The organism is Parasutterella excrementihominis YIT 11859, from assembly GCF_000205025.1.
GTDB lineage: Bacteria > Pseudomonadota > Gammaproteobacteria > Burkholderiales > Burkholderiaceae_F > Parasutterella > Parasutterella excrementihominis.
In genome coordinates, this window is the sequence record NZ_GL883707.1 from 64,132 (window position 1) to 88,895 (window position 24,764).

At 48.0% G+C, this 24,764-nt stretch carries 16 protein-coding genes and 1 pseudogene; 5 read left to right on the plus strand and 12 right to left on the minus strand.

Annotation, left to right across the window (positions count from 1 at the left end; translation table 11 throughout):
* Nucleotides 1-198 precede the first annotated feature (198 nt).
* From HMPREF9439_RS06210 to HMPREF9439_RS06255, 12 genes and pseudogenes are all read right to left on the minus strand, one after another.
* Nucleotides 199-1,686, minus strand: a complete 1,488-nt coding sequence (locus tag HMPREF9439_RS06210) for an FAD-dependent oxidoreductase (protein WP_008864174.1) — start codon at nt 1,684-1,686, stop codon at nt 199-201.
* 161 nt (nt 1,687-1,847) lie between these two features.
* Nucleotides 1,848-3,218, minus strand: coding sequence for an FAD-dependent oxidoreductase (locus tag HMPREF9439_RS06215; protein WP_008864175.1), 1,371 nt, complete (start codon nt 3,216-3,218; stop codon nt 1,848-1,850).
* Nucleotides 3,215-3,835, minus strand: a complete 621-nt coding sequence (locus HMPREF9439_RS06220) for a response regulator transcription factor (RefSeq protein ID WP_008811395.1) — start codon at nt 3,833-3,835, stop codon at nt 3,215-3,217. Before HMPREF9439_RS06220 ends, HMPREF9439_RS06215 begins: the two co-directional genes overlap by 4 nt.
* A 3-nt stretch (nt 3,836-3,838) precedes the next feature.
* Nucleotides 3,839-5,584 carry a sensor histidine kinase gene (locus HMPREF9439_RS06225; RefSeq protein WP_008864176.1) on the minus strand — a complete coding sequence of 582 codons (1,746 nt, stop codon included), beginning with the start codon at nt 5,582-5,584 and terminating at the stop codon, nt 3,839-3,841.
* Between the two features lie 280 nt (nt 5,585-5,864).
* A complete protein-coding gene (locus HMPREF9439_RS13635) occupies nt 5,865-6,173 on the minus strand; it encodes an autotransporter outer membrane beta-barrel domain-containing protein (protein ID WP_425311396.1) in 309 nt (102 codons plus the stop codon).
* Between the two features lie 77 nt (nt 6,174-6,250).
* Nucleotides 6,251-9,580: pseudogene (locus tag HMPREF9439_RS06230) on the minus strand (autotransporter outer membrane beta-barrel domain-containing protein); the annotation flags it as partial.
* A 501-nt stretch (nt 9,581-10,081) separates the two neighbouring features.
* Complete coding sequence (locus tag HMPREF9439_RS06235) at nt 10,082-10,405, minus strand: hypothetical protein (RefSeq protein WP_040603478.1); 324 nt, start codon at nt 10,403-10,405, stop codon at nt 10,082-10,084.
* 187 nt (nt 10,406-10,592) lie between these two features.
* Entirely contained in the window at nt 10,593-11,297 is a 705-nt protein-coding gene (locus HMPREF9439_RS13470) for a reverse transcriptase domain-containing protein (RefSeq protein WP_244862409.1), read from the minus strand.
* A gap of 202 nt (nt 11,298-11,499) precedes the next feature.
* Complete coding sequence (locus HMPREF9439_RS13475; protein ID WP_244862407.1) at nt 11,500-11,655, minus strand: hypothetical protein; 156 nt, start codon at nt 11,653-11,655, stop codon at nt 11,500-11,502.
* A gap of 620 nt (nt 11,656-12,275) precedes the next feature.
* Nucleotides 12,276-13,034 carry a cytochrome b/b6 domain-containing protein gene (locus HMPREF9439_RS06245; protein ID WP_008864181.1) on the minus strand — a complete coding sequence of 253 codons (759 nt, stop codon included), beginning with the start codon at nt 13,032-13,034 and terminating at the stop codon, nt 12,276-12,278.
* An 11-nt stretch (nt 13,035-13,045) separates the two neighbouring features.
* Nucleotides 13,046-13,966 (minus strand): 4Fe-4S dicluster domain-containing protein, encoded by a 921-nt coding sequence (locus HMPREF9439_RS06250; protein ID WP_008811392.1) that lies wholly within the window; start codon nt 13,964-13,966, stop codon nt 13,046-13,048.
* A gap of 15 nt (nt 13,967-13,981) precedes the next feature.
* Nucleotides 13,982-17,113, minus strand: coding sequence for a molybdopterin-dependent oxidoreductase (locus HMPREF9439_RS06255; RefSeq protein ID WP_008811391.1), 3,132 nt, complete (start codon nt 17,111-17,113; stop codon nt 13,982-13,984).
* Nucleotides 17,114-18,050: 937 nt separating this feature from the next.
* Here HMPREF9439_RS06255 and HMPREF9439_RS06260 point away from each other — a divergent pair.
* The 5 genes from HMPREF9439_RS06260 to HMPREF9439_RS06280 all read left to right on the plus strand — a co-directional run.
* The gene (locus tag HMPREF9439_RS06260) at nt 18,051-18,314 is read left to right on the plus strand and encodes a FeoA domain-containing protein (RefSeq protein ID WP_008811390.1); all 264 of its coding nucleotides are present in this window, start codon (nt 18,051-18,053) and stop codon (nt 18,312-18,314) included.
* The gene (locus tag HMPREF9439_RS06265) at nt 18,315-18,542 is read left to right on the plus strand and encodes a FeoA family protein (protein WP_008811389.1); all 228 of its coding nucleotides are present in this window, start codon (nt 18,315-18,317) and stop codon (nt 18,540-18,542) included.
* A gap of 11 nt (nt 18,543-18,553) precedes the next feature.
* Nucleotides 18,554-20,881 (plus strand): Fe(2+) transporter permease subunit FeoB, encoded by a 2,328-nt coding sequence (gene feoB, locus HMPREF9439_RS06270; protein WP_039896115.1) that lies wholly within the window; start codon nt 18,554-18,556, stop codon nt 20,879-20,881.
* Nucleotides 20,878-21,129 (plus strand): FeoC-like transcriptional regulator, encoded by a 252-nt coding sequence (locus tag HMPREF9439_RS06275; protein WP_008811387.1) that lies wholly within the window; start codon nt 20,878-20,880, stop codon nt 21,127-21,129. Before feoB ends, HMPREF9439_RS06275 begins: the two co-directional genes overlap by 4 nt.
* 119 nt (nt 21,130-21,248) lie before the next feature.
* Nucleotides 21,249-24,764, plus strand: a 3,516-nt coding sequence (locus tag HMPREF9439_RS06280) for a DEAD/DEAH box helicase (RefSeq protein ID WP_040603479.1), incomplete at its 3' end; no start/stop codon positions are given.

The window sequence follows — 24,764 nt, forward strand, 5'->3', positions numbered from 1 at the left end:
AGAGCTGAGCCTAAAAACTCGGCTCTTTTCTTCTTTTCCTCAAGCATTGAGAATTTAACTTTTAAGTAACTTATTGATTTTGGATGGTTGAGGTACTGCCTTTCTCTTTGATGGAAAATGAAACCGTCTTCTGAGAGATTAGAAGACGGTTTACAGTGGTTTGAGGTGCCGACCTAAAAGGTCGGCTTAAAAATCGTGTTACTTCGCCAATGTCTTGACGTAGTCGGCGATCTGACGGCCGATAACGGAAGCAGATGTCAGCTGAGCGCCGCCGACGTAGTTGTCATAGAACAAACCGCCTGCTGCGTTGCCGACTGCGAAGAGACCCGGAACCGGACGTCCTTCCGTGTCAAGAACCTGACCGTTCGTATTGATGAGCGGACCGCCGAAGGTAGCTGTCATACCGCCCTGGAACGGAACGGCATAGAAGGGAGCCTTAAGGATCGGACGCGGATTCTTGTGAGTGTTGGGAGGTGTCAGTTCGCCGAGCTTGCCGGCTTTCAGAGCGGCATTGTATTCGTCGACAACTTTCTTCAGCTCAACAGGATTCAGTCCGGCTTCCTTAGCTAAACCTTCGATCGTATCGGCCTTATAGACAGGCGCCTTATGAGAAGAATAAGAGAACCAGTCATTCTTCAGCATCGGAAGATTGTGCGTATCTTCGTCAACAATCATGTAGCCCCAGTTGTCACGAGTCAATGCGGCTGTGTCACGAGACATCTGGACATAGGTCTTGCCTTCATCGGTGTAGCGCTTTGTTTCCTTAGAAACGGCAATACCGGTGTTAACGATGTTCAGCGGGTTAGCGCCTGTAGGTCCGTGGATCGGTCCGCAGTGGTATTGGTCAACGTTAACAACTTTCGGGAAATATGGGCCGGTTAAAAGAATGCTTTCGCCGGTAACAGAGTGGGAACCGCGAACCGGCATGTTGGCGGCAGGAACGCCTGCCATCATTGTCAGCATCATCTTGTTGGCGGAGAAACCGCCGGTAGCCATGACGACGCCGTATTTGCCGAAGTATTCTTCGAACCCCTCTTTGCTCTTAACTTTAACTCCGATAACTTTACCGTTTTGAGGGTTGTCGAGCAGTTCGACCGCTTTGGCGTTGTAGACGATAGGAACATTAAGTTCTTTGGCTTTGGCCAGTAAATAGAGCATCAGCTGTGTACCGCCGGGCTTCTTTTCTCCGATGGTGAGGTGAGCACGCTGGAGCATCGGCCAAACAAGCTTCATGCCGACGGCATATTTAACGCCGACGTAGTCATGCAGCCAGTTCAGTGTCTCGTCTGCTTTTTCAGCAACAAGGCGTGTGAGTTTGGGATCCCCTCGGCCTTGAGAAACCTTCATCATGTCTTCGTAGAATTTATCTACGGTGTCGCCGGTTTCAAGCTTCTTTTCCTGCTGCATCTTGGTGTTGACGCCAAGCATGAAGCCTGCAGAGTAAATGGTGTTACCCGAAGCAGAACTCATCTTTTCGAGAATAACCGGTTTCAAGCCGTCCTGAGCTGCGCGGATGGCGGTGACGATACCACCGATACCTAAACCGCAGATGACTAGGTCATATTCCTTCTTCGGAAGGGCAGCCTGTTTTTCTGCAGCAGAAGCGCCCATAGCAGTAGCACCCATTGTGCCGGCTAAGGAGGCGAGGATGCTGCCTTTGAGGATAGAACGACGAGATGTTTGCATAAAATTATTTCTCCTTGGAAATGAAGCGAAGATTCGTTTCAGTGCCAAGGTTAAATATCCGATAAACAGAAAGCGTCGGCTAATTGTCTCTTGACAATTTCTAAATTTCGGAAGCCTTGTTGCTGAGAGAAGGGAGGTTTGGGAGAAAAAGCGATTTCTTCTCAGTTCTCCTTAATCCATCTTGCTGCGTTTTTGCCGGCGATGCGTCCAAATGTAAACGCATCAGTAAGGCCGTTTCCGCCAAGTCTGTTTTCACCATGAACACTGCCGGTAATTTGTCCTGCGGCATATAGGCCGGGGATAGGAATTCCGAATTTATTTAGACATTCTGCCTGCTCGTTGATAGAGATTCCACCTAAGGTGTAATGAATCCACGGATACATGCGAACCGCCCAAAAAGGTGCAACGCTCGGGCGATGTCTCGGATCGACTTGTTCAAAAGAAACCTTGACCTTCTCGAAAGGAACGTTAATGTCTTTGCATAACGCTTCTAACGTATCGTTCTTCCAAACCTGACCGGCGAAGTAAGCTCGATAGAGATTTTTCTGCTGGCTTTTGTCCAGTCTTTTAACGCTCCGGATATCAACGATTGTCCAACAGCGTTTTGCACCTTGCTTGATCAAAGCTTCGGAGATGGTTTTGCGTGTTGCGGCTTCATCGACAAAGCGTTCACCATCCTCATTAATAAAGACAGTTCCGGGTGCCATTGCATACAGTCTGGCCGAGTATTTACTGAGAATGGAGCCCTCAGGAATACATTCAACTGCATCCATGTTTTCTACCTGAACGCCGGCTTCAATTGCCCTCTGGAGAACTTCTCCTGTTCCGCGTGAATCGGAATACTTGAAATTTAGATTCGGAACATATCGACGAATAAGCTCAGGATTGTTTGCAAAACCTCCGGCACATAGGATTAAAGCTCGTGAGGTAATCACTGAACTTACTCCCTTTGAAGAGATGGTGACGCGAAATCCCCTTTGATTTGGGAGGACTTCAAAAGATTCCAGTCGAGTGGAAGTTCGAATGGAGACTCCGTTTTTAAGACAAGCTGCTGCTAAATTCTGAACATAGGAAGAACCGAGCGCAGTGACAGGCTTATGACTACGGCGGTAACCGGAGCCGTAAATTTGATAAATTTCATCTCCGAAAGTGACGCCGTTTTTTCTCAGCCAATTTAAAGTGTTAGCAGCTTCCTTTGCCAACTTCGTCTGGACTTTTGGATTGCCTCGGCCGTTAGCGGACCGTGTAATTTGCTGCAGATAAAATTCTTCGCTGTCTTTGATGCCTTTACGATTTTGGAACTCCGTGTTGGGGGCGTTGAAAAATCCGCCTGAGTAAAGTGTATCTCCGCCTATAAAAGATTCTTTTTCGATTAAGACAACGGAATCCGAATAGGCTGAAGCCTCTAACGCCGCCGCCAATCCGGCACCGCCTGCGCCGACGACCAGAATTCCGCAGTGAAAATTCTGAGCAATGGCTCTCGGGACTACTCCCAGCAAAGGAAGGGCAAGGATTTCACGTCTTCTGATCATGCTTCTTCCATCTCGTGCAAGAAATCATTAAGTTCTACTGGATTCTCTATATCGAGCTTGCCGTAGACCCTGGCTCTGTGGGTTTGAACGGTACGTTCCGAAATTCCTAAGAGTTTGGCGATTTGAGGATTGCTTAAGCCTTTAGCCAGCTGATAAGAGATGTTCTTTTCAGCAGTGGTCAAGGTGTCAAAGAGTCTCTTGAGGTTTAAGGCATGAGCTTTTTGACGGCGCTCCATGCGGTTCTTTTCAACTGCCTTAGTGACGAGAGACTGGAGTTTTTCCGGTTCAGGCGGTTTAACCAAAAAATTAAAAGCGCCGGCTTCAACGCAGCTCATCGCCATTTCGATATCACCATGGGCTGATAAAAAGATAATCGGAAGATCAGAGCCGCGTCGATTTAATTCCTGCTGAAGTTCTATACCCGTCATTCCGCCCATGCGAACGTCAAGAATGATACAGCCGGGGGCCTCTGCATCATCATCCCTTAAAAAGTCTTCGGCGCTTGAGAAAGATCGAGTTCTAAATCCTGCCAACTGAAGAAAAAACGATTGGGATTCACAAACTGAGGCGTCATCATCAACGATTCGAACGACAGGACTGAGCATTTGATTAGACATTTCTTATTCTTCCTTTTTCTTTACGAACAAGTCCACAGCGATTCCGTTTGGTTCGATCCGTCGGAACGTCAGATGACCGCCGTTATTTTCGATAATACTTAGTACGATGGAAAGGCCGACACCGAGGCCGTCTTTTTTACTTGTTGAAGTCGGCCGTCCCAATGCGGAAAAAATTTCTTCCGAAATCTTGGGACCATTATCCGTTATCGTTATTTTCCACATGTGCTTTTGAGCAGTCACAGAAACAGAGGTTTGAGGATTCAGGCTGTTTTTTGCAGCTTTTAGTGCATTTTTTAGAACATTCAGAACAGCAAGTTCGATTTCAAAAGAGTCGCCGACGGCAATTGCTTCTTGCGGTAAGTTTGCCGTGGTTTGGACGCCTTCTATTTCCTCTTTGTTAATACTGTTGATCGCGCGTCGAATGACTTCCACTAAATTAAAAACTTCCGATCGATTGGCCTTGTGTTTAGCATATGAACGAACGTGTTCCACAATGTCACTCGTTCTTTTAGCCTGGCTGTTCATCTGTTTTAAGGCGTATTCCACTCTGTCGTCTTTTACCCCAAGCTGCTGCAGAAGCAGGGAAAGCGCGCTGGCGTAGTAAATCAGGTTTGTGATCGGTTGTTTGACTTCGTGGGCAAAAATCGAGCTCATTTGGGAGATCACGCGGCTTTTTTCGAGAAGGTCTAGTTTTTGGCGGTTTTCCCGAGCCTTTCGTTCTGTCGCTCGCTGGACGGCTAAAGCAAACTTTAACTCTTCCGTACGGCGATTTACGAGCCAATTGACTCGAACTACATGGACCAATATCGCGCAAAGAAGCAATGCAGCTAAGAGAAGTTCTTTCTGATGAGAAAGGATGAAGTCCTTAACAGTTGTTTCTCGCAAATGCTCATAAGGGCCGAGTTTTAGCGATTTCATTAGGTCGTAGACCTTCAAGAAGCCACTGGCCGGAACCCATTCGAAGTCAAATTCACCCTTCGGCATCGAAAGCAGAGAAAGGGATACCGCTTTTACCTCATCGATGGGAGCTGTATCAAGAGCATAAAAAACCGTATCAGGATAGCGTTCCGTGGAACGAATACATGCTTCCGTATTATTCTTAGCCTCTAAAACTCTAAACTCACCGGGCTGGATTTGTCCGGTTGTAAGAAGCTTTTCGTATTGACAGGTTCCCAGAATTCCTACATCGGCAGCTCCGACCTTGACATATGTCGCCACGTCTGGATATTGATAATGAGAGAAGAGCGTTTTAGAGAAAAAAGTATCCGGGTCAAAGCCTCTTGCCGCGATCTCTCCCATTCCAACAAGCATGCCGTCAAAGTCATGAGGCTCGGTAGCTGAAAGCACTCGGCCCTTCAAGTCAGTAATTTTTTGAAGATCTTTTCGGTCATTTCGAACGATAAAGACCGAGGAGACAGCCTCTTTAGGGCTATAAGCGTGGTTACGGCTGACTGTCGCGATCTGCTGAGCTCCTAGTTTAGAGATCAGTGTGACAAAGTTGCCGGCAGAAGAGACAAGGAAGTCCGGCCTTTCCTTAACAACGTTAGCAAGGAGGTTGTGCTGCTGCAGCTCGATAACAGTGATCTTGTAGTCCTTGAGCGTTTTTTGAATGTGCTCAATCGTCGGGACAAAAGTCTCGAGATAAAAGTCCTGATCGAATGTGTCAATTAATCCGATACGAATTTCTCGTTCTGCAGCTAAACTGAGGAACGGGAGGAAGAGTAAGCATAGAAAGACCCATTTGCGCATAAGGAGAAGTTTGGCACAAATGTGATAAATCCTCGTGAGGACTTTTACTAATAATTCTGATAAATAGCCAGGAAAATCTGGCACTGAGCTTGAAAAAAAATAATTTGCAATCGGTTTCTTCAAATACTATGAAGAAACTCGGCTCAGAGGAGGGGGAGGAGTCGTAGTTGGAACTACGGCTCCAGAAGAGTATTACCCCAAACTGATTTTGAAGAATGTCAAGAACTTCACGCTGGGAGGAGCCTCGGTAAATTTAGGGGCTCCTCTATATCACCAGTGATTAGAAGCTATATCTATATCTAGCCTGAAGAGCTTGATCGACACGGCCCTTGTTACCTGCGCCTAGCCCATAATTAAGGCTAAAGCTATGGTTCTTATAGGCACTCTCAACACCAACTTTTCCTTGGAAAAGTGCATTGTTGGCGATACGAGTTTCAAGTTTGTCGGTTGCGGTGCCGTCAGCCAAGCCGAAAGAGTTTTTGACTTTTCTGTGGCCAAGAGCAGGAACAACTGAAACATCAACAAACGGTTTGACAGTTGCCCCGCACGGCGCCTTAACTTCGGCGTTAAATGCGACGCCGACAGGCAACTGAACAAGGTTAACCTTCCTGTTGGTGTATTTGAAGCCATTTGACTTGAAACTGTCGATATGGAATAAGTGTATCTCAGACCTACATGCGGTGTGATCGTAAATTGGTTTGCGACAGCCAGAGGTTTTTCAGCTTTTAAAGCAGCTACGAAAGAATTTCCATTGGGTTTGGCAGAACCACCGAAGGTAGAGGAGATCTTATTCTTGGTATGAAGATAACCAACTGTTCCAATTAAATTGGCGTATTGGTTGGACTGGACACCATAGAAATTAATTCCATAATATTCAATCTTGTTTTTAACACCAGCTCCGGAGTTCTGGCCTCTAATCGATCCTTTACCGAAGCTAAATGCCATACCTGCAGCAAGCCCATTTCCGAAGCTGTAATCGGCACCAACCGCTACGCCGCCCATATCGCTCTTGTAGCCGAACCTGGAAGAAGCGACTTCATACTTGGAGGCTTTGCTGAAGGAGCTGTTTAAGTCGATCCAAAGATCCAATCCCTTCTTATCGTGAGAGTAGGCCGCCAAGGAAGAACCGTGTTCGTCAATCGTATCGAAAATCATGTTCGAGGCGTTCAACGCTGCGATTTGTGTTCCGGAGGCCGCCCCCACCATGGCGATACGGTTCATTTCTTCAGCAGCTCCGGCGAGATTTCCGGAATTAAGGAGCTGACGAACGGATTCCATGTAGGGGTTGTTGGCAAGGAGGCCTTCGCGCGTAGTATTAGGAGCGATCAGACCTAACTGAGTCATGGCCCCAGTCGGATCGTAATCGGCTGTGACGATTCCGTCTTTCAGCATGTAGTTGTACCAAAGGCCGCTGCTGCCGTAGATATGGTCGTCAAGCAAAGTGCCGGTGACGGTGTTGGCAAGCTTAACCTGAAGGTCTTCGGTCGTTGTCAGATTTTCAAGTCCGGTCAACAGCAAGTAACTGCCGTCGGCGAAATTTACTGTTCCGTCGTTAATCGCAACAGCTTTGCCGGTCGCAGTTTCATCCGTCACCTCTACAGCTAAAAGTGCATTCTTGGCGACAACTAAGGAGCCAGGTGCAGCGTTAGTGGCGGCCTGAGTCAAAGAGCCGTCTACGATGATGGAACCGGATCCCAACGAAATGGGTTTAGCAAGATAAAGAGCAGCCTCGATTTTTCCCTGGGCTAACGACATGCCGGTGTGGTTGATTGCAGTCTTGGCTAAGTCCGGATCGTCAGATCCTAAAATCAATGTTGAATTCTGACCTACGGTGATTTGTCCGCCCTGAGTGATATCGGCATTTTCGTAAGCGCCCTGTGCTGGTGAGCCGTTGGTCCAGGAGGGGTCTAGTACAAGCTTACCCAAGAGGTTCAGGTTCTTCGCAACGAAAATTCCAACGCCTTGAGCGACGTTAGTTCCGACTCTGACAGTAGCGTCTTTTGCAACTTTCACTATGTCGGAAATTAGTTTTGCACCGTCAGTGATAACGAGTTCAGATGCATCATTGACAGATACCTGGGAGCCGACGGCAAATTCAGCAGCCACGCCTGCATTCCCTTTGACTTGCACCTGAGAAGTTTGATTAATTTCTAAAGTACCGTTGAGCGTGCCGCCTTCAGTGCCATCTCCTCCGATTGTCAAAGAACCTGAGGTCGTACTATTTCCCACTATGAGGGCGACAGGACCTTTTCCTGAGACGAGCTCTCCGTTTCCGCCGACAATTGAGAAGTTTTTATCGGTGCCGGCGGCGATTGTGAGCTGATTTCCCTCTCCAAGGTTAACGGAACCGACACCGGCTTCAGTTTTGGTCAGGACACTTCCGGTTAACGTAGTATTTCCTTCGAGCTTTAATTCGGCTTTAGACAAAATGGTTCCGGCGATCGTCGGCAAATCATCGATGGTCAAATCGGAATTCCCCGCGATTTTGCCGGTCATTTGAACAATCGGAGCTTCTTTCAGAGAATCCTGAATATTTTTTAAGTAGGCCAAAGTATATTCGGCGTCTGTAAGGATCAGTTTCGATTTGTCTTGGAAATCAAGTTTGTCCTTATAGAGAATTTCCCCGAATGTGGTTGCTGTGCCACTCGCCGCGTTAGTGAAAACACTGCCTGACGTAGTTGTAACTGAACCTTTAATCGTCAGAACGTTTCCGTTAATGATGTCTAGAGAACTGAGATTAAGATTTCCGTTAACAACTATTTTTCCGGATCCAACACTGTTGATAGAGCCGGAAGAGATGGTGGTATCGCCGTTAAGATTTAATGTGCCTGCTTCGATTTGCAAAGCATTGGCGTTCCCTGAATCAGCTTTTGCTGAGATGTCGACTGAACCTCCGGAGGAGCCTAAATCCACTTGACCCCCATTCATGTAAACGCCATAGGCAGTCCCTTCTCCTTCGGCAATAGCCGAAATAAGCACAGACTTACCTAAAATCTCGACATTTCCGTTTTCAATGCAAAGAGAATTCGCTTCGTCCTTTTCTTTAGAAGACAGAATAGATGCAGAGAGTTTTACCGTTTTGTCAGCGCCGCCCAGGATTATCTTGTCTTCTAGGACTTTTGACGGATCTTTGTTCACTTTAGAGTCAAGGAGGACGTTATAAGCCAAAGCCTCATTTTCGTCGGAACTGCTGATTGTTTTAGCCGTTAAGTCGATATTGCCGGAGATGGTAATAGAGCTGGGAACGAACTGTGCTTGCTCGGGGTCAAAGATGCCTATGTTTCCTGCTCCGTTATCAGCACCTTCAGTGTTTACGGCTTTTAAGTTGGATACGGATGTTAAGTCTCCCGTCCATTCAACGGAAGCTCCATCGCGAATTTCAATGCCGGTTGCGCTCCTTCCACCAGAAGTTGTAATAGTCAGGCTTCCTTTGCCGACCAGCTTTGCCTGATTGATAGCGTTTATCCCGGTGACGTCTCCACGAACGGCGTCAGCAGTAATTGAAGTAGAGGAAGAGTCAATGTTAAATGCTGAACCCGGGTCCCCCATCCTAATACCAACTGCTGTGCGGCCTTTGGTTTCAATATTACTATTCTCCGTATAACTGCCTTCTTTTCCTGTGGTTGAGACATTAATGCCTAATGTGCCATCTGAAATGGAAAGGTTGGAAGTTTGACCGTTTGGGTTTGTCAGATCAATGCCGGTTACATATTGATGTTTGTCTTGGCCGGAAAAGTCGGCAGAATCGACCATCTTGATGTCAACATTTCCCTTAATGATGGCACTGGAAGCCCATACCCCTAGAGCGCATGTGCCTTCGTAGGCTTTGCTCGATATGGAAGAAAGGGAGACATCTCCATTCCACTCTAAATTTGCGCCCTCGTCAACGCCAAGCAAAATTAGATCATAAGTATCGGCAGAGGGTGGTTCTGGATTTGATAAGTTAACGGTTAAGGTGTTTTGACCGGTCAGTTTTCCGTTCGTCCCTGTTACCATAATACTGGTGAGGTAACTATCCGTGGCGTTGTTATATTTTCCCGCAGTCGTGCTTGTGATCAGTACGGGTTCGGTATAAGAAGCCTCGGTTGTAATGATTGCCGGCTGAGTTTCCGCAGATATGGCGTTAACAGAAGTCAACGCGCATAAAACAGCAAGTGCTAGAGAGCCGAATTTCGGGTATGAGTTACGAGGCTCAAAAGCAGAGGAATTGGGGGGGGGGTAATATTTCTAAAATTTAAAATCTTCTTGGGTTTCATGATAGGTTTAAACATATGTAAAAAGTTTACGGGAAGTAGTCTAATTTATTAAGTTCTATCAATCAAGGTGCGAAGATTTTTTATTACTAAGATAATTAGGCAATACACTTTAGAAGAGACTTCGTTCTAAGCTACACGTCATCATGGCAACTTCCAAGGTATCAGGGCAAATTTCCTGTTAAATGTTCAGCCAGGGGTTCTACTAAATTTTTCCTCGGGGAGGAAAACTTAAGAAATTCTCCTATTCGTTCTCTTCAAACCATATGGCCGCTATTTCTGCTTCCCCATATCGTTGTTCCCATGCAGCCTTTTGACTGCTTTTTCTGAGAAAATCTTCCCGGACTTCTTTCATCGCGATTGGGTGGCTCACGAACGACCAAACAGCTAACTTTCGTGCTGCAAGAGGCTCATGAGATAAAGGCGCCGCGTACTCTTCTTTTGAGAATTGAAGATTTTGGATTTTTTCAATCGGATAGGGGAGGCATATTTCAACCTGCCCCTCCCACACCACCCACCATGCGGATCCGCAGTGGGCGGTTATCAATACTCTACTACGAGGATGCATAGACATCCTCGAGACAAGTCCATCCAAAGGATTTGAGTCGGGCGTTTGTCAGTGAGGTTGTGAGTATCCAGCTTTCTGCCGTGTGCCAATACGACTTACGTGTATTTGCCTACTCCCATGCAATTATCGATTTGATACCAAGTTTGACCAATGCCGCATGCTTCGTACTGACTTTTTTCCATTGTTTTCAATAGGTTTGCCGTATTCGCCTCCTAAGCCACCCGTCAGTGTTTCTGACGAATTTCTTCATAGATGCCTTTTTGAAGTAATTAACCCAACCGCAAATAAACTCTCTAAGCTTCTTACGGAAGTCATTGAGACTTTGTCCCCTACTTCTGGGGGTCAGCTCTTTAAGCTTCAATTTGCACTTGGCCATTGACTTCTGGTGTGGTCTGGATCTGAAGCCTTCTTTGGAACGCCAGAATCCGAACCCTAAGAACTTAAGTTCGAAGTCAGCGATGTGGCTGACCTTTGTCTTCTGTTCATTTATTTTCAGAAATAGTTTTCCTTCAATGTAAGGTCTGAGATTTTCAAGCGTTCGCTCTGCGGCTCTTTTGCTTTTACAGAAGATCATCATAGCGTCGGCGTAGCGGACGAATCGATGACCTCTTTTCTCGAGTTCGTGATCTAGCTCGTTAAGCAAAATGTTCGCAAGAGTCGAGCTCACCGGGGCGCCTTGCGACGTCTCGATCTCGGAAGGTTTTACAGTGCCGTTTTCAGCAATTGGAGATCTCAGGATTTTATGGAGGAGTGAGATCACTCTTCCGTCCTCTATTCTGTCAGAGAGTAACCGCAGTAGTTTTGAGTACTTTACTGTATCAAAAAATTTCGATAAGTCAAGATCAACTACCCATTCATAGCCCTCATTGGCATTTTTAAGTGCCTCATCGATGGCTGTCTGACAGCTTCTATTTGGTCTGAATCCATGGCTATGTTCGCTAAAATAGGTTCATATTCTTCGCTCAGCTTTTGGGCGATTGCCTGTTGAACAAATCGATCTACTGCTGTCGGGATACCCAACGGTCTGAATTTGCCTTTTTCCTCCTTTGGAATCATGACACGACGTACGGGTTGAGGTTTGTACTTCCCTTCCTTTATGATTCGCACCATTTCAGAAGCGTTCTTTGCAGATAAACGGGAAGCTCTTCAACGGTCATTCCGTCTACTCCTGCACTTCCTCCGTTTCTCCTGACTTGTCGCCAGGCTTTGTTGAGATTGCTTCTCTCAAGAATGGTTTCTAGAGTGATCATTCGTTGTCGTTTGCGTGTGGTGACAATTTATTCCTTCTCGTCCTTAGATCCACTGTTTCCGTCAGTTTCCCTTTTGGGTTTCGCCCTCAGTTCTCCTTCGGCATTTCTTTGTCGAAAATTTCTACAGTTCTTCTGATCCTTGGCTACGTTGGATGTCTCCTGTTATTGATTTCAGCCCTTCCTAGGCACCATCTTGCCTAGTACTATGGCTTCTGCTGACTCCTCACGACAAGCTTTACTCCGCTTTCATCTCTGGCTGCGTCTGTGAGGCCTCCTCGGGTAAGGGCGTGATCTTTCCTCTCATGCAGCTGCCGCATTTACTCCCATGGTTCCATGCAGTTATCGGACTTCGTCTTGTTCAGCAGACTTATCCACCATGCTGAGCCTGATGCGATTTCTATTCGTCAGCTCAAGAGTTTGCCTCCGACTTCTTTCAGCCCACGCCTCACGGCGTGCACCTTGTCTTTAGCTATGGGGTTGCCACTGCCGGCCCCCCTCGGGACTTTCACTCGTTAGATCACACTCATGCCGAGCACACTGGAAAAAATCCTCGGCCATTTCTGACCGAGGATCCAAGCTCTGTATTCAGCGCCCGAAACCGGGCGCTAATTTGTAGTTGATTATTTCTCCCAACCTTCGGAGGCGGTATCACCGCGTTTCTTTTCGCCGTCTTTAACTTCTACGACATTCTTACCGATGGCCAGTTCATTGTTAGCCCAGTAGCCCCAGTGATAGGCGGCATCAGCTTCTTTGATCTTGCCGTTGCCGAACATCAGGTTCAGCGTGCCATGGTACGGTTCGAAGATACCGGCACCGAGGTAGATGTGGCCGAGACCGAAGACGATGATCACGATGAAGGAGATGTCGTGGACGATCTTAGCTGTGAGAAGTGTGGACTGAGAGAAGTGGTAAGCCCATTCTCCGCCCGGCAGAAGGCCGGTATTAAGCCACAGGATCATACCCGAGATCGCTGCGAAGACGCCTGCGAAGAGCAGGGTGCCGTCGGCAACACGCTGCAGGGACTTAACTTCACGCTGCGGAGGCATGTGAACCTTGCCGGGAGCGAAAAGATAAGGAATAAAGCGCATGGCGAAAGTACGGTCGTCTGCATCCCATTTGCCGAAGATGTTGTTTTTAAAGAGGTGAACAAAGCCCTTCGGAGAAATGATGATCGCCAAAAGCGGAATCAGAATAAACGGAATGGCGAGCAGTCTGTGCGTCCAGCGCATAGCGATGGTGAACTCGCTGCCAACTCCATTGTTCCAGGCGGTGATCATAACGAACAGTCCTGTGATCGCAAGCAGGATGCAGGAAATCGCTACAACACCGTGCGTGATTCGTGCCAAAACAGAATGGCGCTGGATGTATTTAGTAATCATGGTGGTCCTCTTTACTCTGCATTTTCTCTGCGTTCTTGCTCAGCAGCTTCTTTCTTGGCTTCGCGGAGATATTCTTCACCGCGTTTACGCTGAGCAGGAGTCCAATGTTCCTTGGCCTCTTCAATCGTCATCTTACGACGACGGTAGCCCAAAGCGGCAACGAAGGACACGGCCAGGCCGGCAACGGTAGCGGCGGCAGCCAAACCGGCACCCGGCTGAGCCAGTTTGCTCAGTGTGGCGAGCGGGCTAGGCTGTGCACCCTTGACGAGGCCTTGAGCTTCGGCACCGAACTTGCAGACCTGGAGAATATGCAGGCCGCCGCATTCGTTTTCGCCATAAAGCTCGGCTTTATCGTAGCCGCGGGACTTCAGGAATTCGACGCGTTCTTTGCCGAGTTTGATCATCTCGTCACGTGGACCGAAGTGCAAAGCCCCCGGCTGGCAAGTCTTGACGCAGGCTGGAAGCATGCCGTTTTCCAAACGATCCCAGCACATTGTGCACTTGTCGATCTTCGGCTCATCGCCGTAGTAACGGGGAACGTCGAACGGGCAGGCCATTTCGCAGTAGCGGCAGCCGATGCACTTTTCGGGAGAAACGGAGACAACACCGTTTTCTTCGTACTTCAGACAACCCGTCGGGCAGACCGTAACGCAGCCGGCGTTGGTGCAGTGGAAGCAGGAACGGCGTCCGAAAGCCCATTCGACGGGACGCAGCTGATTGTCTGACTTCTTCTCTTTGAAGGTCATGACCAAACGGTTGCTGCCGTTAAGATCTTGCGGGTTCTGATAGCTTCCGGAGAACGGGAAAGCGTTCATTCCGAGATCGGAATACAGAACGTTCCATTGTTTGCAGGCGACTTGGCATCCTTTGCAACCTGTGCACTTGGAGGCATCGTAAAGCATCGCCATTTCTTTTCTTGTGTAGATAGACATTACAGATCCTCCGAATTATTTGGCTTTTTCAACGTTGACCAGGAAGGCCTTGTATTCAGGAATGTAGGAGTTCGGATCACCTACGTTCGGAGAAAGGTCATTCATGGTGTCGCCGGTAGCATAGGCAGAAGCCCAGCTCCAGTGGTGAATCAAACCGATGGTATGTGTCTTCTTGCCGTTAATTTCAAGCGGCTGGTAGCGGACGGTAACCATCGCAAAGGCCTTAATGGAGCCGCGATTGTTCCAGACGCGGATTTCATCGCCGTTCTTAATGCCTTTTTCTTTAGCCAGTTCTTCGGAAATTTCAACGAAAGGTCTCGGCATGATTTCGACGAGCCACGGAATGTTGCGGGTCTGTGTACCGGACTGCCAGTGTTCGCAGACGGAGTAAGACGTTGCAACGATCGGGAACTCTTCGCTGTTGCCGCGCTTGACGGATTCTTTCCACTTCGTGAACTGAACCATCGGGCTGTCCTGACGACCGTTCATTACATTCTTCGTCGGGGATTCGTACGGTTCATAGTGTTCGGGCAGAGGACCGTCTTTCATCGGGTAGCTGAACAAACGAGCGTCCTGTTCCCAAGTCATGAAGAAGGCCTTGTTGTTCGGAGGAACCGGAACAACCTTACCGTCTTCGACGCGGGTTTCAACAAAGTCGCCGACGTCATTGTTGATCCAGCGGGAACCGTCCCATTCAACAAGCATCTTCTTGGGATTCCAAGGTTTGCCGTTCATGTCAGCAGAAGCGCGGTTGTAAAGAATTCGACGGTTGGCAGGCCAAGAGAACGAGAACTCGCTGTAGAGGCCAAGGCCTGATGGGTCGGCTAGAGAACGGCGAGTGCATGGCTGAGCCATGGCATCCCATTTCTCGTTTTCATTATTGAAGTAGCCGCCGTAAATCCACATACCACAGGCGGTGTCGCCGTCGGCTGTGAGTTCACCATAGCCTTTCAGCAGTTTTCCGGTCTTAGTGCTGTAGCCATTAATAGCGTGGGCAACAGCCTTGATATCCAGCTGACCTTGCGGGTTACGGTAATCCCAGTTAACTTTGGTAATCTGATCGGGATTGACGCCGCCTTCCTGACGATAAAGCTGCGCGATACGGTGGAAGAGGCGAGACATGATCTCGAAGTCGCTCTTAGCCTGTCCTGCAGGTTCCACGGCTTTCTGACGCCATTGGAGCCAGCGGCCGGAGTTGGCAATAGAGCCTTCTTTTTCGTAAATCAAAGCAGCCGGCAGCATGTAAACCGTTGTTTGAATTTCTTCAGGCTTCATGCCGGGGGCTTTCCAGAAGGTAGCGGTTTCAGTTGCGAACCAGTCGGCAACGATCATCCAATCAAGTTTGCCTAGGACTTCGCGGCAATACTTAGTATTCGGTTCGGAATGAGCCGGGTTCATACCCCAAACCAAGTAACCCTTGATCTGATTTTCGGCCATATAGTGGAAGGTCGGAATCGTGGAGTCATTGTGCTTGAGGGAACGTTTAGGCAGAAGATCATAGCAGTAATTATTTTCTGCTGTGGCGTTGTCACCATACCATTCTTTCAGCATAGAAACCATGAACTTCGGCTTGTTCATGTAGTAGCCGTCGGCATAGGTTTCTTTAGAAAGGTATGCATCCAGTGTCGGATGGTTCTGCTGGATCGGCCAAGCCAGATAACCCGGAGCATAGTCCATAGTGGCACCAACGTCGGTAGAGCCTTGAACGTTCGGCTCGCCGCGCAGGGCGTTAATACCGCCGCCGGCAACACCAACGTTGCCTAACAGAAGCTGAATGATGCACATGGCGCGGCAGTTTTGGCTGCCGTAAGAGTGCTGTGTCTGGCCGAGGGCGTAGAGAATTGTGCCGCTCTTTTCGGGGGCGCCGGAAGCCGCATAGGTCTTATAGACTTCTTCAAGCAGTTCAGGCTTAATACCGGTTACCTCACTGACTTTCTGCAGTGTGTACCGGTCATAATGCTTGGCAAGAAGATTCAGAACACAGTTCGGATCCTGAAGTGAGGCATCCTTCTTAGGAACCTTGAGGGCAGGATGGTTGAACTTAGGTACTCCGGGATTGTCAGCCCAAGCGCCGGGTGCACCGGGTTCTGTGCTCCAAGGAATAACCTTTTCAGTCTGATACATCCAAGTCTTATTGCTGTAAGCCTTTTCTTTTTCATCCCAACCGGAGAAGAGACCGTCTGCAACATCAAATTTATAGGAAGGATCAATCAGGAAGGTAGCGTTCGTGTAGTTCATCACGTACTCTTTCTGATAGAGCTTCTTCTCAAGAATGTAGTGAATCATGCCGCCGAAGAAAGCGATATCGGTACCTGGACGAATCGGGGCGTACATATCGGCCTGAGAGGCGGTACGAGTAAAGCGCGGGTCAACAACGATCCACTTGGCGCCGCGGTCAACGGCGCGGTGGCACCAGCGGGAAGACAGCGGATGGTTTTCAACGTTGTTGGAACCGATGGTCATGATGACATCGGCGTTTTGGAAATCGCACCAGTGGCTGGTCATGGAGCCGCGTCCGAAGGACGGGGCTAAACCGGAAACGGTAGAAGAGTGGCAGACACGAGTCTGGTTGTCGATCTGAACGACGCCAAGAGAACGGGCAAACTTCTGAACAAGCCAAGCTTCTTCGCAGTTCAGCTGAGCAGCGCCGTAGCTTGCAATACCCTCGCAACGGTTGACGGTAACACCGTTTTCTTCTTTGGTGTAGCTTTCATCACGAGTCTTCTTAATTTTGCGCGCCATCTCGTCAATGGCCTGAGACCAGGAGATGGGCTCCCATTCGCTGGATCCCGGGCGACGAACCAAAGGCTGTGTGAGACGATGCGGATGCATCACTAAGCGGCGGTCTTTATCAACGATCTTTCTCAGACCTGTCAGGCCGGCGCCTTTCGGGCAAAGGCCGCCCAGGTTCACGGGGTTGTCAGGGTCGCCTTCAATATTAATGAGTTGGCCGTTGCGGACGGAGCAGATGGTTCCGCAGCCGCCGGAGCAGTAGCAGCAGATGTTTAAGTATTCTTTGGTATCTGCCAGTTTCCATTTACCGACTTGACCGGGAAGGAAGCGGGAAGCCGCAGATGCATGGAATGCGGTAGCCGCGCCGGTCAAACCGACAGCAGATTTTAAAAATATACGACGAGATGTGCGCATAAATTGTGTCCTTTAGCATACGAGTGCAAATCTTGCACAAGTCCTGGGGTGGATTCGGCAATCGAGCCGATGGCGCTAACTCTAGGCCTCCAGCTCAGGAGGTGTCAATCAGATTTCGAGATTAATGAGCACGCTTAAAATTTTTGCAAGCTACGGAAAAATAATGTAAATATTACTATTTGTTACAGTGTTATAAGATTTATTAAAGAAAGGGGAGATTGTATTTATAAAAATATTTCAGGAATTGTTCCAGGGAGATAATAAAAAAGGAAAACCCGATAATTCGGTCAATTCATAGGGTTTTGTCTAAGTTCGGACTTCTCTTCCGAAAAATTATCCTGAGCGTGCTAAGTGTGAATTTAATTAAAAAAGGCTTTTGAAAGGCAAAAAAAATACAGAAATATCGTATTAATACGGATGGTTATTTACATTTATAGAAATATTTATTTACATCACAATTTCTTGTTCTGATTAATTTGAGTCGAAAAATGGTAAGAAAAATCACAGTTTTACGGTATTAAGGCATAAGTCAAAACTCCATTGTTTATTCAAAACCGTTTCTTTTCCTGATAGTGTCAGACTCTCTTGCCGCTTGAGAAAAATGACGAAAATCCCGGGACTTGTCAGAAAAATGTTTTTTTAGTCACACAGCAGAATAAATTTCTGATTTTGGTTATTGTGGTTGATTTTTTTGATGTATTGCCCTTCCCCTGAATTATCGGAACAAACATTTCGTTAGGCTCTTTCTTACCTACAGCTGTGTGATTTCAGATGAGTAGCCTGTTGACGAATTAAAAAAGTAGATATTGCCGAGGGAATACACCTAGGGAAATGCCTTTTATGGGCTATTTTTATAAAAAAAATCACATAAATCTCAAATAATGAGAATCGTTACTATTATTATTTAACCTTATTCAAAAAAACGACAGGAGCATTCATGGAAAAAAATAAAGACCTCGAGATCAGTCTGCTTGACGCACCGGTCGGTGCAGTCGTTGATCTTGTGAGCTGGGGCAGTTTGAGTCAGGAAGATATTCGCAAACTGACGGATGTCGGTATTTATTTAGACCTTCCGCTGACTGTTTCCAGCGTCACTATTTCCGGCCCTGTAGTCGTTGCGATCAGCAACGTGCACGTCGCCATAGGACGTCCCGTTGCAAAGGAGCTCAAAGTTCTTTGGAACAAAGAGGTAGATGAATAAATGCTGCTTAGAGATATGAAGCCCGGAGAAAAGGGCGTAATCAAAGCCTTTAGACACGGTTTGATTGAATACCGTAAAAGGCTGCTGGCGCTCGGCGCGCTTCCCGGAACGCCTTTTGTGGTTGAACGTGTTGCTCCCCTTGGCGACCCCGTGGAAATCAAGTTAAGAGGATCTTCGATCAGCGTACGAAAGGGCGAGATTGAGATTCTCGACGTTGAACCGATCTAGTGAATCAAGCTATGAGAAAAAATATCATTGCAGTTGTTGGTAATCCGAACTGCGGCAAAACGACTCTTTTTAACGGCCTGACCGGCTCCCATCAAACGGTCGGTAACTGGCCCGGTGTGACCGTCGAGCGCATTGTCGGCGAGTTCACTTATAAAGACAGAGAAATTACAATCGTTGACCTTCCGGGTATTTACTCCCTGCAGCCGAGTTCAGCTTCCAGTGAGGACGAACGCGTTGCCCGCGACTATATCCTCCAGGATGAAGCCGAACTGATTGTCAATATTGTTGATGCCAGCAATCTCGAGCGTAATCTTTACTTGACGACTCAGCTGCTGGAAATGCAGGTTCCGATGATTGTGGTGCTCAACATGCTGGATATGGCGGCTGCTCACCAGATAGAAATTGACCCGCATAAGCTGAGCGAAGCATTAGGCTGCCCGGTGATCGGCATTGTCGCTTCTAAAGAACAGGGCCTAAAGGAGCTGTGCGCGGCGATCGATGCCCAGCTTGATGACCTCCGTATTCCGAAGAACCCGATCGTTTTTGCGGACGATGTGGAAGAGGCAAGAGCAAAAATTGCTAAGCTTCTTTCGGCCCAAAAAGTTGAACGCGCTGAGTGGACGGCCGAGCAACTCCTAGAAGGCGACGCCGGAATGGGTGAGTACCTGAAGGGTGTGGACCTGAGCGAAGTCGACAAGATCATTGCCGAGATCAATCAGAAGTACAACGGCGACCTCGATATCGCGATGGCAGATGTTCGCTACAGCTTTGTTTCTCAGGCGACGGCCGCCTCTATGATCCGCAAAGGCGAGATCGACCAGAGCACCACAGACAAGATCGACAAGATCGTTCTGAACCGCTGGCTCGGTATTCCGATCTTCCTCTTCATTATGTATTTGATGTTCATCTTCTCGATCAACATCGGATCGGCCTTTATCGATTTCTTCGATATTCTTTTCGGGGCCATCTTCGTCCAGGGCTTTGGCAACCTGCTGACTAGCATTGGGAGTCCTGAATGGCTCAAAACTATTCTAGCCGACGGTATCGGGGGCGGTATCCAGACGGTCTCGACCTTTATCCCTGTCATTGCCTGCTTATTCCTGTCGCTGTCCTTCCTTGAGGACTCGGGCTACATGGCGCGTGCCGCTTTTGTGATGGACCGCATGATGCGTTTTCTCGGTCTCCCCGGGAAATCTTTCGTTCCGCTGATTGTCGGGTTCGGATGCGGTGTTCCGGCAATTATGGCTGCCCGTACGATGGAGAAGAAATCTGATCGTATTACGACCGTGATGATGGCTCCGTTCATGAGCTGCGGTGCAAGACTTCCGGTTTACGTACTGTTTGCTACCACCTTCTGGCCGCTTGGCGGACAGAACCTCGTGTTCTCGCTTTATTTGATCGGTATTTTGGTGGCGATTCTTACGGGTTTCATTCTGAAAAGAACCGCGCTTAAAGATGAAGCCGGAGCTTTTGTGATGGAGATTCCTCCGTACCATCTGCCCACTCTTAAGAATTTGGGGCTGCGTACTTGGGATCGCCTAAAGAGCTTTATCATCAAGGCCGGTCAGCTGATCGTCATCATCGTTGCCGTCTTGGCTTTCCTGAACTCTTTGGGTACAGACGGCAGCTTCGGCAACGAAGACACCGATAAGTCCGTTCTGTCTCAGATCGGCAAGACCATTGTTCCGGCCTTCCAGCCGATGGGTATTAGCAATGAGAACTGGCCTGCTGCCGTTGGCGTCTTCACCGGTATTCTTGCTAAGGAAGCCGTAGTAGGAACTCTGGACAGCCTTTATTCCGGTATGGGCGATCGCATGAGCGCCGCGGATCAGGAAAAGAGCGGGGAGGCTAAACCTGAAGAAGAGGAAGAACCTTTCAGTCTGTCTGCCGAAGCTCTCAAGGCTGTGAAATCCGTCGGAGAAAACCTCTCCGAGCTCGGAGACTTCTTTGTGGATCCTCTCGGCGTCAGTGTTGAGAAAGATCTCACTGACGTTGACGAGCAGGCGGCTGAGCAGGAAGTCGGTACCGGTACATTCCGTGCGATGAAGCACCTCTTTGACGGAGACTTGGGGGCATTCTCTTATCTTCTGATGGTCTTGCTGTACATTCCTTGCTGCGCTTCGATCGGTGCCATGTACCGCGAAGTCGGTGCCGGTTGGACAACGTTTGCGGCCCTATGGACGATTGCTATGGGGTACGGAACCGCGACGATCGTTTATCAGATCGGACGCTTCAGCCAGCATCCGGTTTATTCTTCGATCTGCATCGGCGTGTGCCTGGCGGTGATTCTTTCGATCATTATCGGCCTTCGTATTAAAGGCAAGGAAGCAGCTCAGTGACATTAACTGAATTAAAAGAATACGTTCAGGCGCGGCGCATTGTCTCCGAACTGGAAATCGCAATGCATTTCCGGGTCGAGCCCTCGGTCATCGAGCCGATGGCGCGCCGCTGGATTGACAAAGGGCTGATGGCCAAAGTCGATATGGACGGAACCAAATGCGGAGGCTGCACTGCCTGCGCGGACGGTATCAAACGTCACTACGAATGGCTCGGTCCTCAATCGGTGACTTTCGTAAAGAAGTTGTAAGACGCTAAGGCTTTTGGAGCTCCTCGTGCTTAACGGTTCGAGGAGTTTTTTATGGCTGAAAAGCCAAGGTCGGCTGCATCTGCCGTATAGTTGAAAAACCTTTCTTATCTGAGATCAAAATGTTAGTTCAAGACCCGCTCAGCAAGTATCCTCGACTCGGTAAGTACGCTCTGATTTTTTCCATTATTCCGGGATATTTTCATGAATACGATGCTGAAGAAGTGATTCAGCAGGCGGTTAACAGCCAGTCCGTTCATGGGTTTCTTAAGCTTTTGCAGGATAAAAATGTTGCAATTGCTTTTCCTAGTTACTACAAAGGCAAATACGCAATCAAACCCGAAGTGATTCTTGACTACGCTCAGGTCTATACGCCTTCATTCATCAAAGAAGCTAAGAGGACGCTTGGAAGGGTGTTCAAAAGAGGAGATGAGGTTCAAGACCTTTACATTGATTTTCTTTTGCAGCTTTCTTCTTTTAAGCTTAGAGGCAACGCTGATTTGAACGAGGTTCTCAACCGTTGTAAAGGGGATGCTCACCATCCGAGTTCCTTGTTCACAAATACCGTGAAAGGCCTGATCCTAGCCATGTCCTGCAGGAAAGAGTGGCATCCGCTGTTCACAAGACTATCCAAAGAAAACAAAGTGTTAGCTTGGAACCTTTTCATGGATGCGGCCGCCGATAAGTCCGAAGACTTTAATTTAGATGGCACTAAAGAACTCTTTCTCTCTCTCGGAGACACTATTCGCGAAGACGTGATTACGTGGTTTGCAAGTGAATATGATTTATACAGGACGGGATTCTGTGCTTTTAATTTTGCCCAATTGTCTGATGAATACTGGACTAAAGATTTATTAAAAGGAATTTTTCAGGTTTCCCAGGGAGGTTTCAAAGAGGGTCAAAAGGGCATACTATCTGCTTTAAAAGAAGATGTTAAGTATCACCGGGACTATTTTGTTTACTACAAGAATCCTCTTTTCTTCAAACCTATTCGAAATGTCTTTCTGACAGCGATTTTATTTTTGGACAGAGGCTCGGCATCAACAACTAGAAAAATATCCTCCCTTTTAAAGAAAACTGAGGAGTTTTCAAAAGATATTGCCTCAGATATGGCCGCGCTTGTGTTTACCTTTGTCGATAATCCCGAAAAGATAACACCCTTCGATCACGAAGCAATGGCTTCTAGATTAAAAGAGAATGATTCGAGCCTTGCGATTTTTGTGTTGGCTGTGCTATGCAAGATATTCTCTTATGCGGACTACAGATCTATTCTCGAGTCTCATTTGGCAAAGCGCAAAAAGGAGAACAATCCGCCTTTGAAGTACATACTTCAGCAAGCTCTTGATGCGCTCAACCCAAACGATCCCGAAGTCACGAAATTGACGGCAGAACTCAAATGTCCTCCGCTGCTGTCGCATTACGCCACGCTTTCGGAATGGCAGTTCGGATTGGACAAGCTTTTAAATTACAGCAAGATCCTTAAAAAACCGACGTCCAAAATTAGTCGTGCTCGCATTGTTTATTTGGTTGATATTGATACGTTCGATATTCAGCCATACAGACAGAAGTCCAAAGACGGTATTACCTGGTCGAAAGGTACCGCGGTCTCCATGTCTTCTTTTGCTGAGATGCTTCCGGAAATGGATGAAGCCGACCAAATCGCTGCCGCTAAGGTTGTCCGAGTCAACTCTCGAGTCGCTCGACTCAGAGGTGTCGAGGTTCTTTATGAACTTGCCGACACAGGCAGGACTTTTCTGATGCTTGAACCGGAAGTTCCTTTTGAAATTCATCGAGATCGTCTTCGTATCGAAGTCAAAAAGGACAGTGGCGGAAGTTATGAAACAACGACGAATATTGACTTCGCAACAAATTTACGAACGGATCCGCACTACGCTTTTGAATTAGACGGAAGTATCCTGACTATCTACAAGATAACCGACAAAGAACACAAAGTTCTAGAACTGCTGAACAATATCCGAAAACTCCCAGGTGAGGCTAAGGGCAAGCTCGCAGAGATTCTGGAGAACATAAGCGGCGAAATTCCGGTTTCTTCAGAACTGCTGAAATCCTCTTCCGCTCTCGAGGCGCTCAAAGCTTCAAGCAAAATTACTTTTCAGATTATTCCGGATTCCTCGGCGACCGAATTTAACGTCAGAGCTTTTGTGCGTCCGGCGGAAGGCTGTGAATTGACCGTAGCCCCGGGCGAAGGACTGGACACCTTGGCAGCTTTAGTTAAACGCAAACCGATGAGAATTTTGCGTGACCTCAAGGCAGAAAAAGCCAACTGGGAGCTCATGAACGAGAAACTAGAAGACTTCTCGGCTTGGCAGGGCGGAGGTCGTTTCTGGACCCTGAACACGCTGAAGTGCCTGGAATTCATGGAAATACTTCGCGAAGCCTCCAAGATTGCAGATATCGAGTGGCCGGAAGGCGCCAAGCTGACGCTTAGGCGCGCTCCGATCAGCTTTCCGGATCTGAGGCTCAAGGTGAACAGTGTTGACTGCTGGTTCTCTTTGGACGGCACCGTTTCCATTGACGGCAAAACCCAGCTCAAGATCAACCAAATCCTAGATAAGCTCAAAGATCGTGTCGGTAACTTTATTCATTTGGAAGGCTCGGAATACGTTCTGATCACAAATAAGCTGCTGAAACAGTTAGAGATTCTCGAAGATGTTTCTTCTAAGAAGAAGGATGAACTGCTGATTTCCAAATTCAGCGGTACCGCGTTGGAAACTCTCAAAGAAAACGGTTCCGAAGTCACGGGCGACAAGAGCTACGAGAACCTGCAGGAACGAATCCTGAAAGCCCAGGAGATTGAGTTCTTTATTCCTTCAGGTCTTGAGGCGCAGCTTCGTCAATACCAAAGAGAAGGCTTTGAGTGGCTTATGCGGCTTTGTACTTGGGGCGCCGGGGGCATATTGGCCGATGATATGGGCTTAGGCAAAACAGTGCAGGCGATTGCCGTTCTGCTTGGAAGGAAAATTTTAGGGCCGTCCTTACTCGTGGTCCCGACCGCCGTGCTCTACAACTGGAAGTCGGAGATGGTGCGGTTTGCGCCGGGTCTGAGATTTGCCGACTTTAACAGCGGCAACCGAGAAGAGATCCTCAAAAACCTTAAAGACTACGATGTCATTTTGTGCACGTACGGTGTGCTCAATACCGAGATCGAAGCGCTGAGTAGGGTTGAATGGAATCTGGCGGTTTTAGACGAAGCGCATGCAATCAAGAATAAAGCCACACAGACTTCTCATTCGGTGATGAAGATCAACGCTCAAGGCCGAATCCTCTTGTCCGGTACGCCGATTCAAAACGATCTCTCGGAAATTTGGAATTTGTTTGAGTTCGCCAACCCCGGCTACTTAGGCTCATACCAGCAGTTCGGTGACCGCTTTATCCTTCCGATAGAAAAGAAGAAGGATAAGGGAAAGCAGCATTTGCTCAAACAGCTGATCGGCCCGTTTATCCTTCGCCGTACGAAGGCAGAGGTGCTCGATGAGCTGCCGGAAAAAACCGAGCTGATCGTTCCGGTCGAGCTTTCCGAAGAAGAGCTGGCGATCTATGAAAACATTCGCACGAGAACCCTCTCAGGGCTCCAGTCTGAAAAGATCAATCCGATTGAAGCCTTAATGGCGCTGACA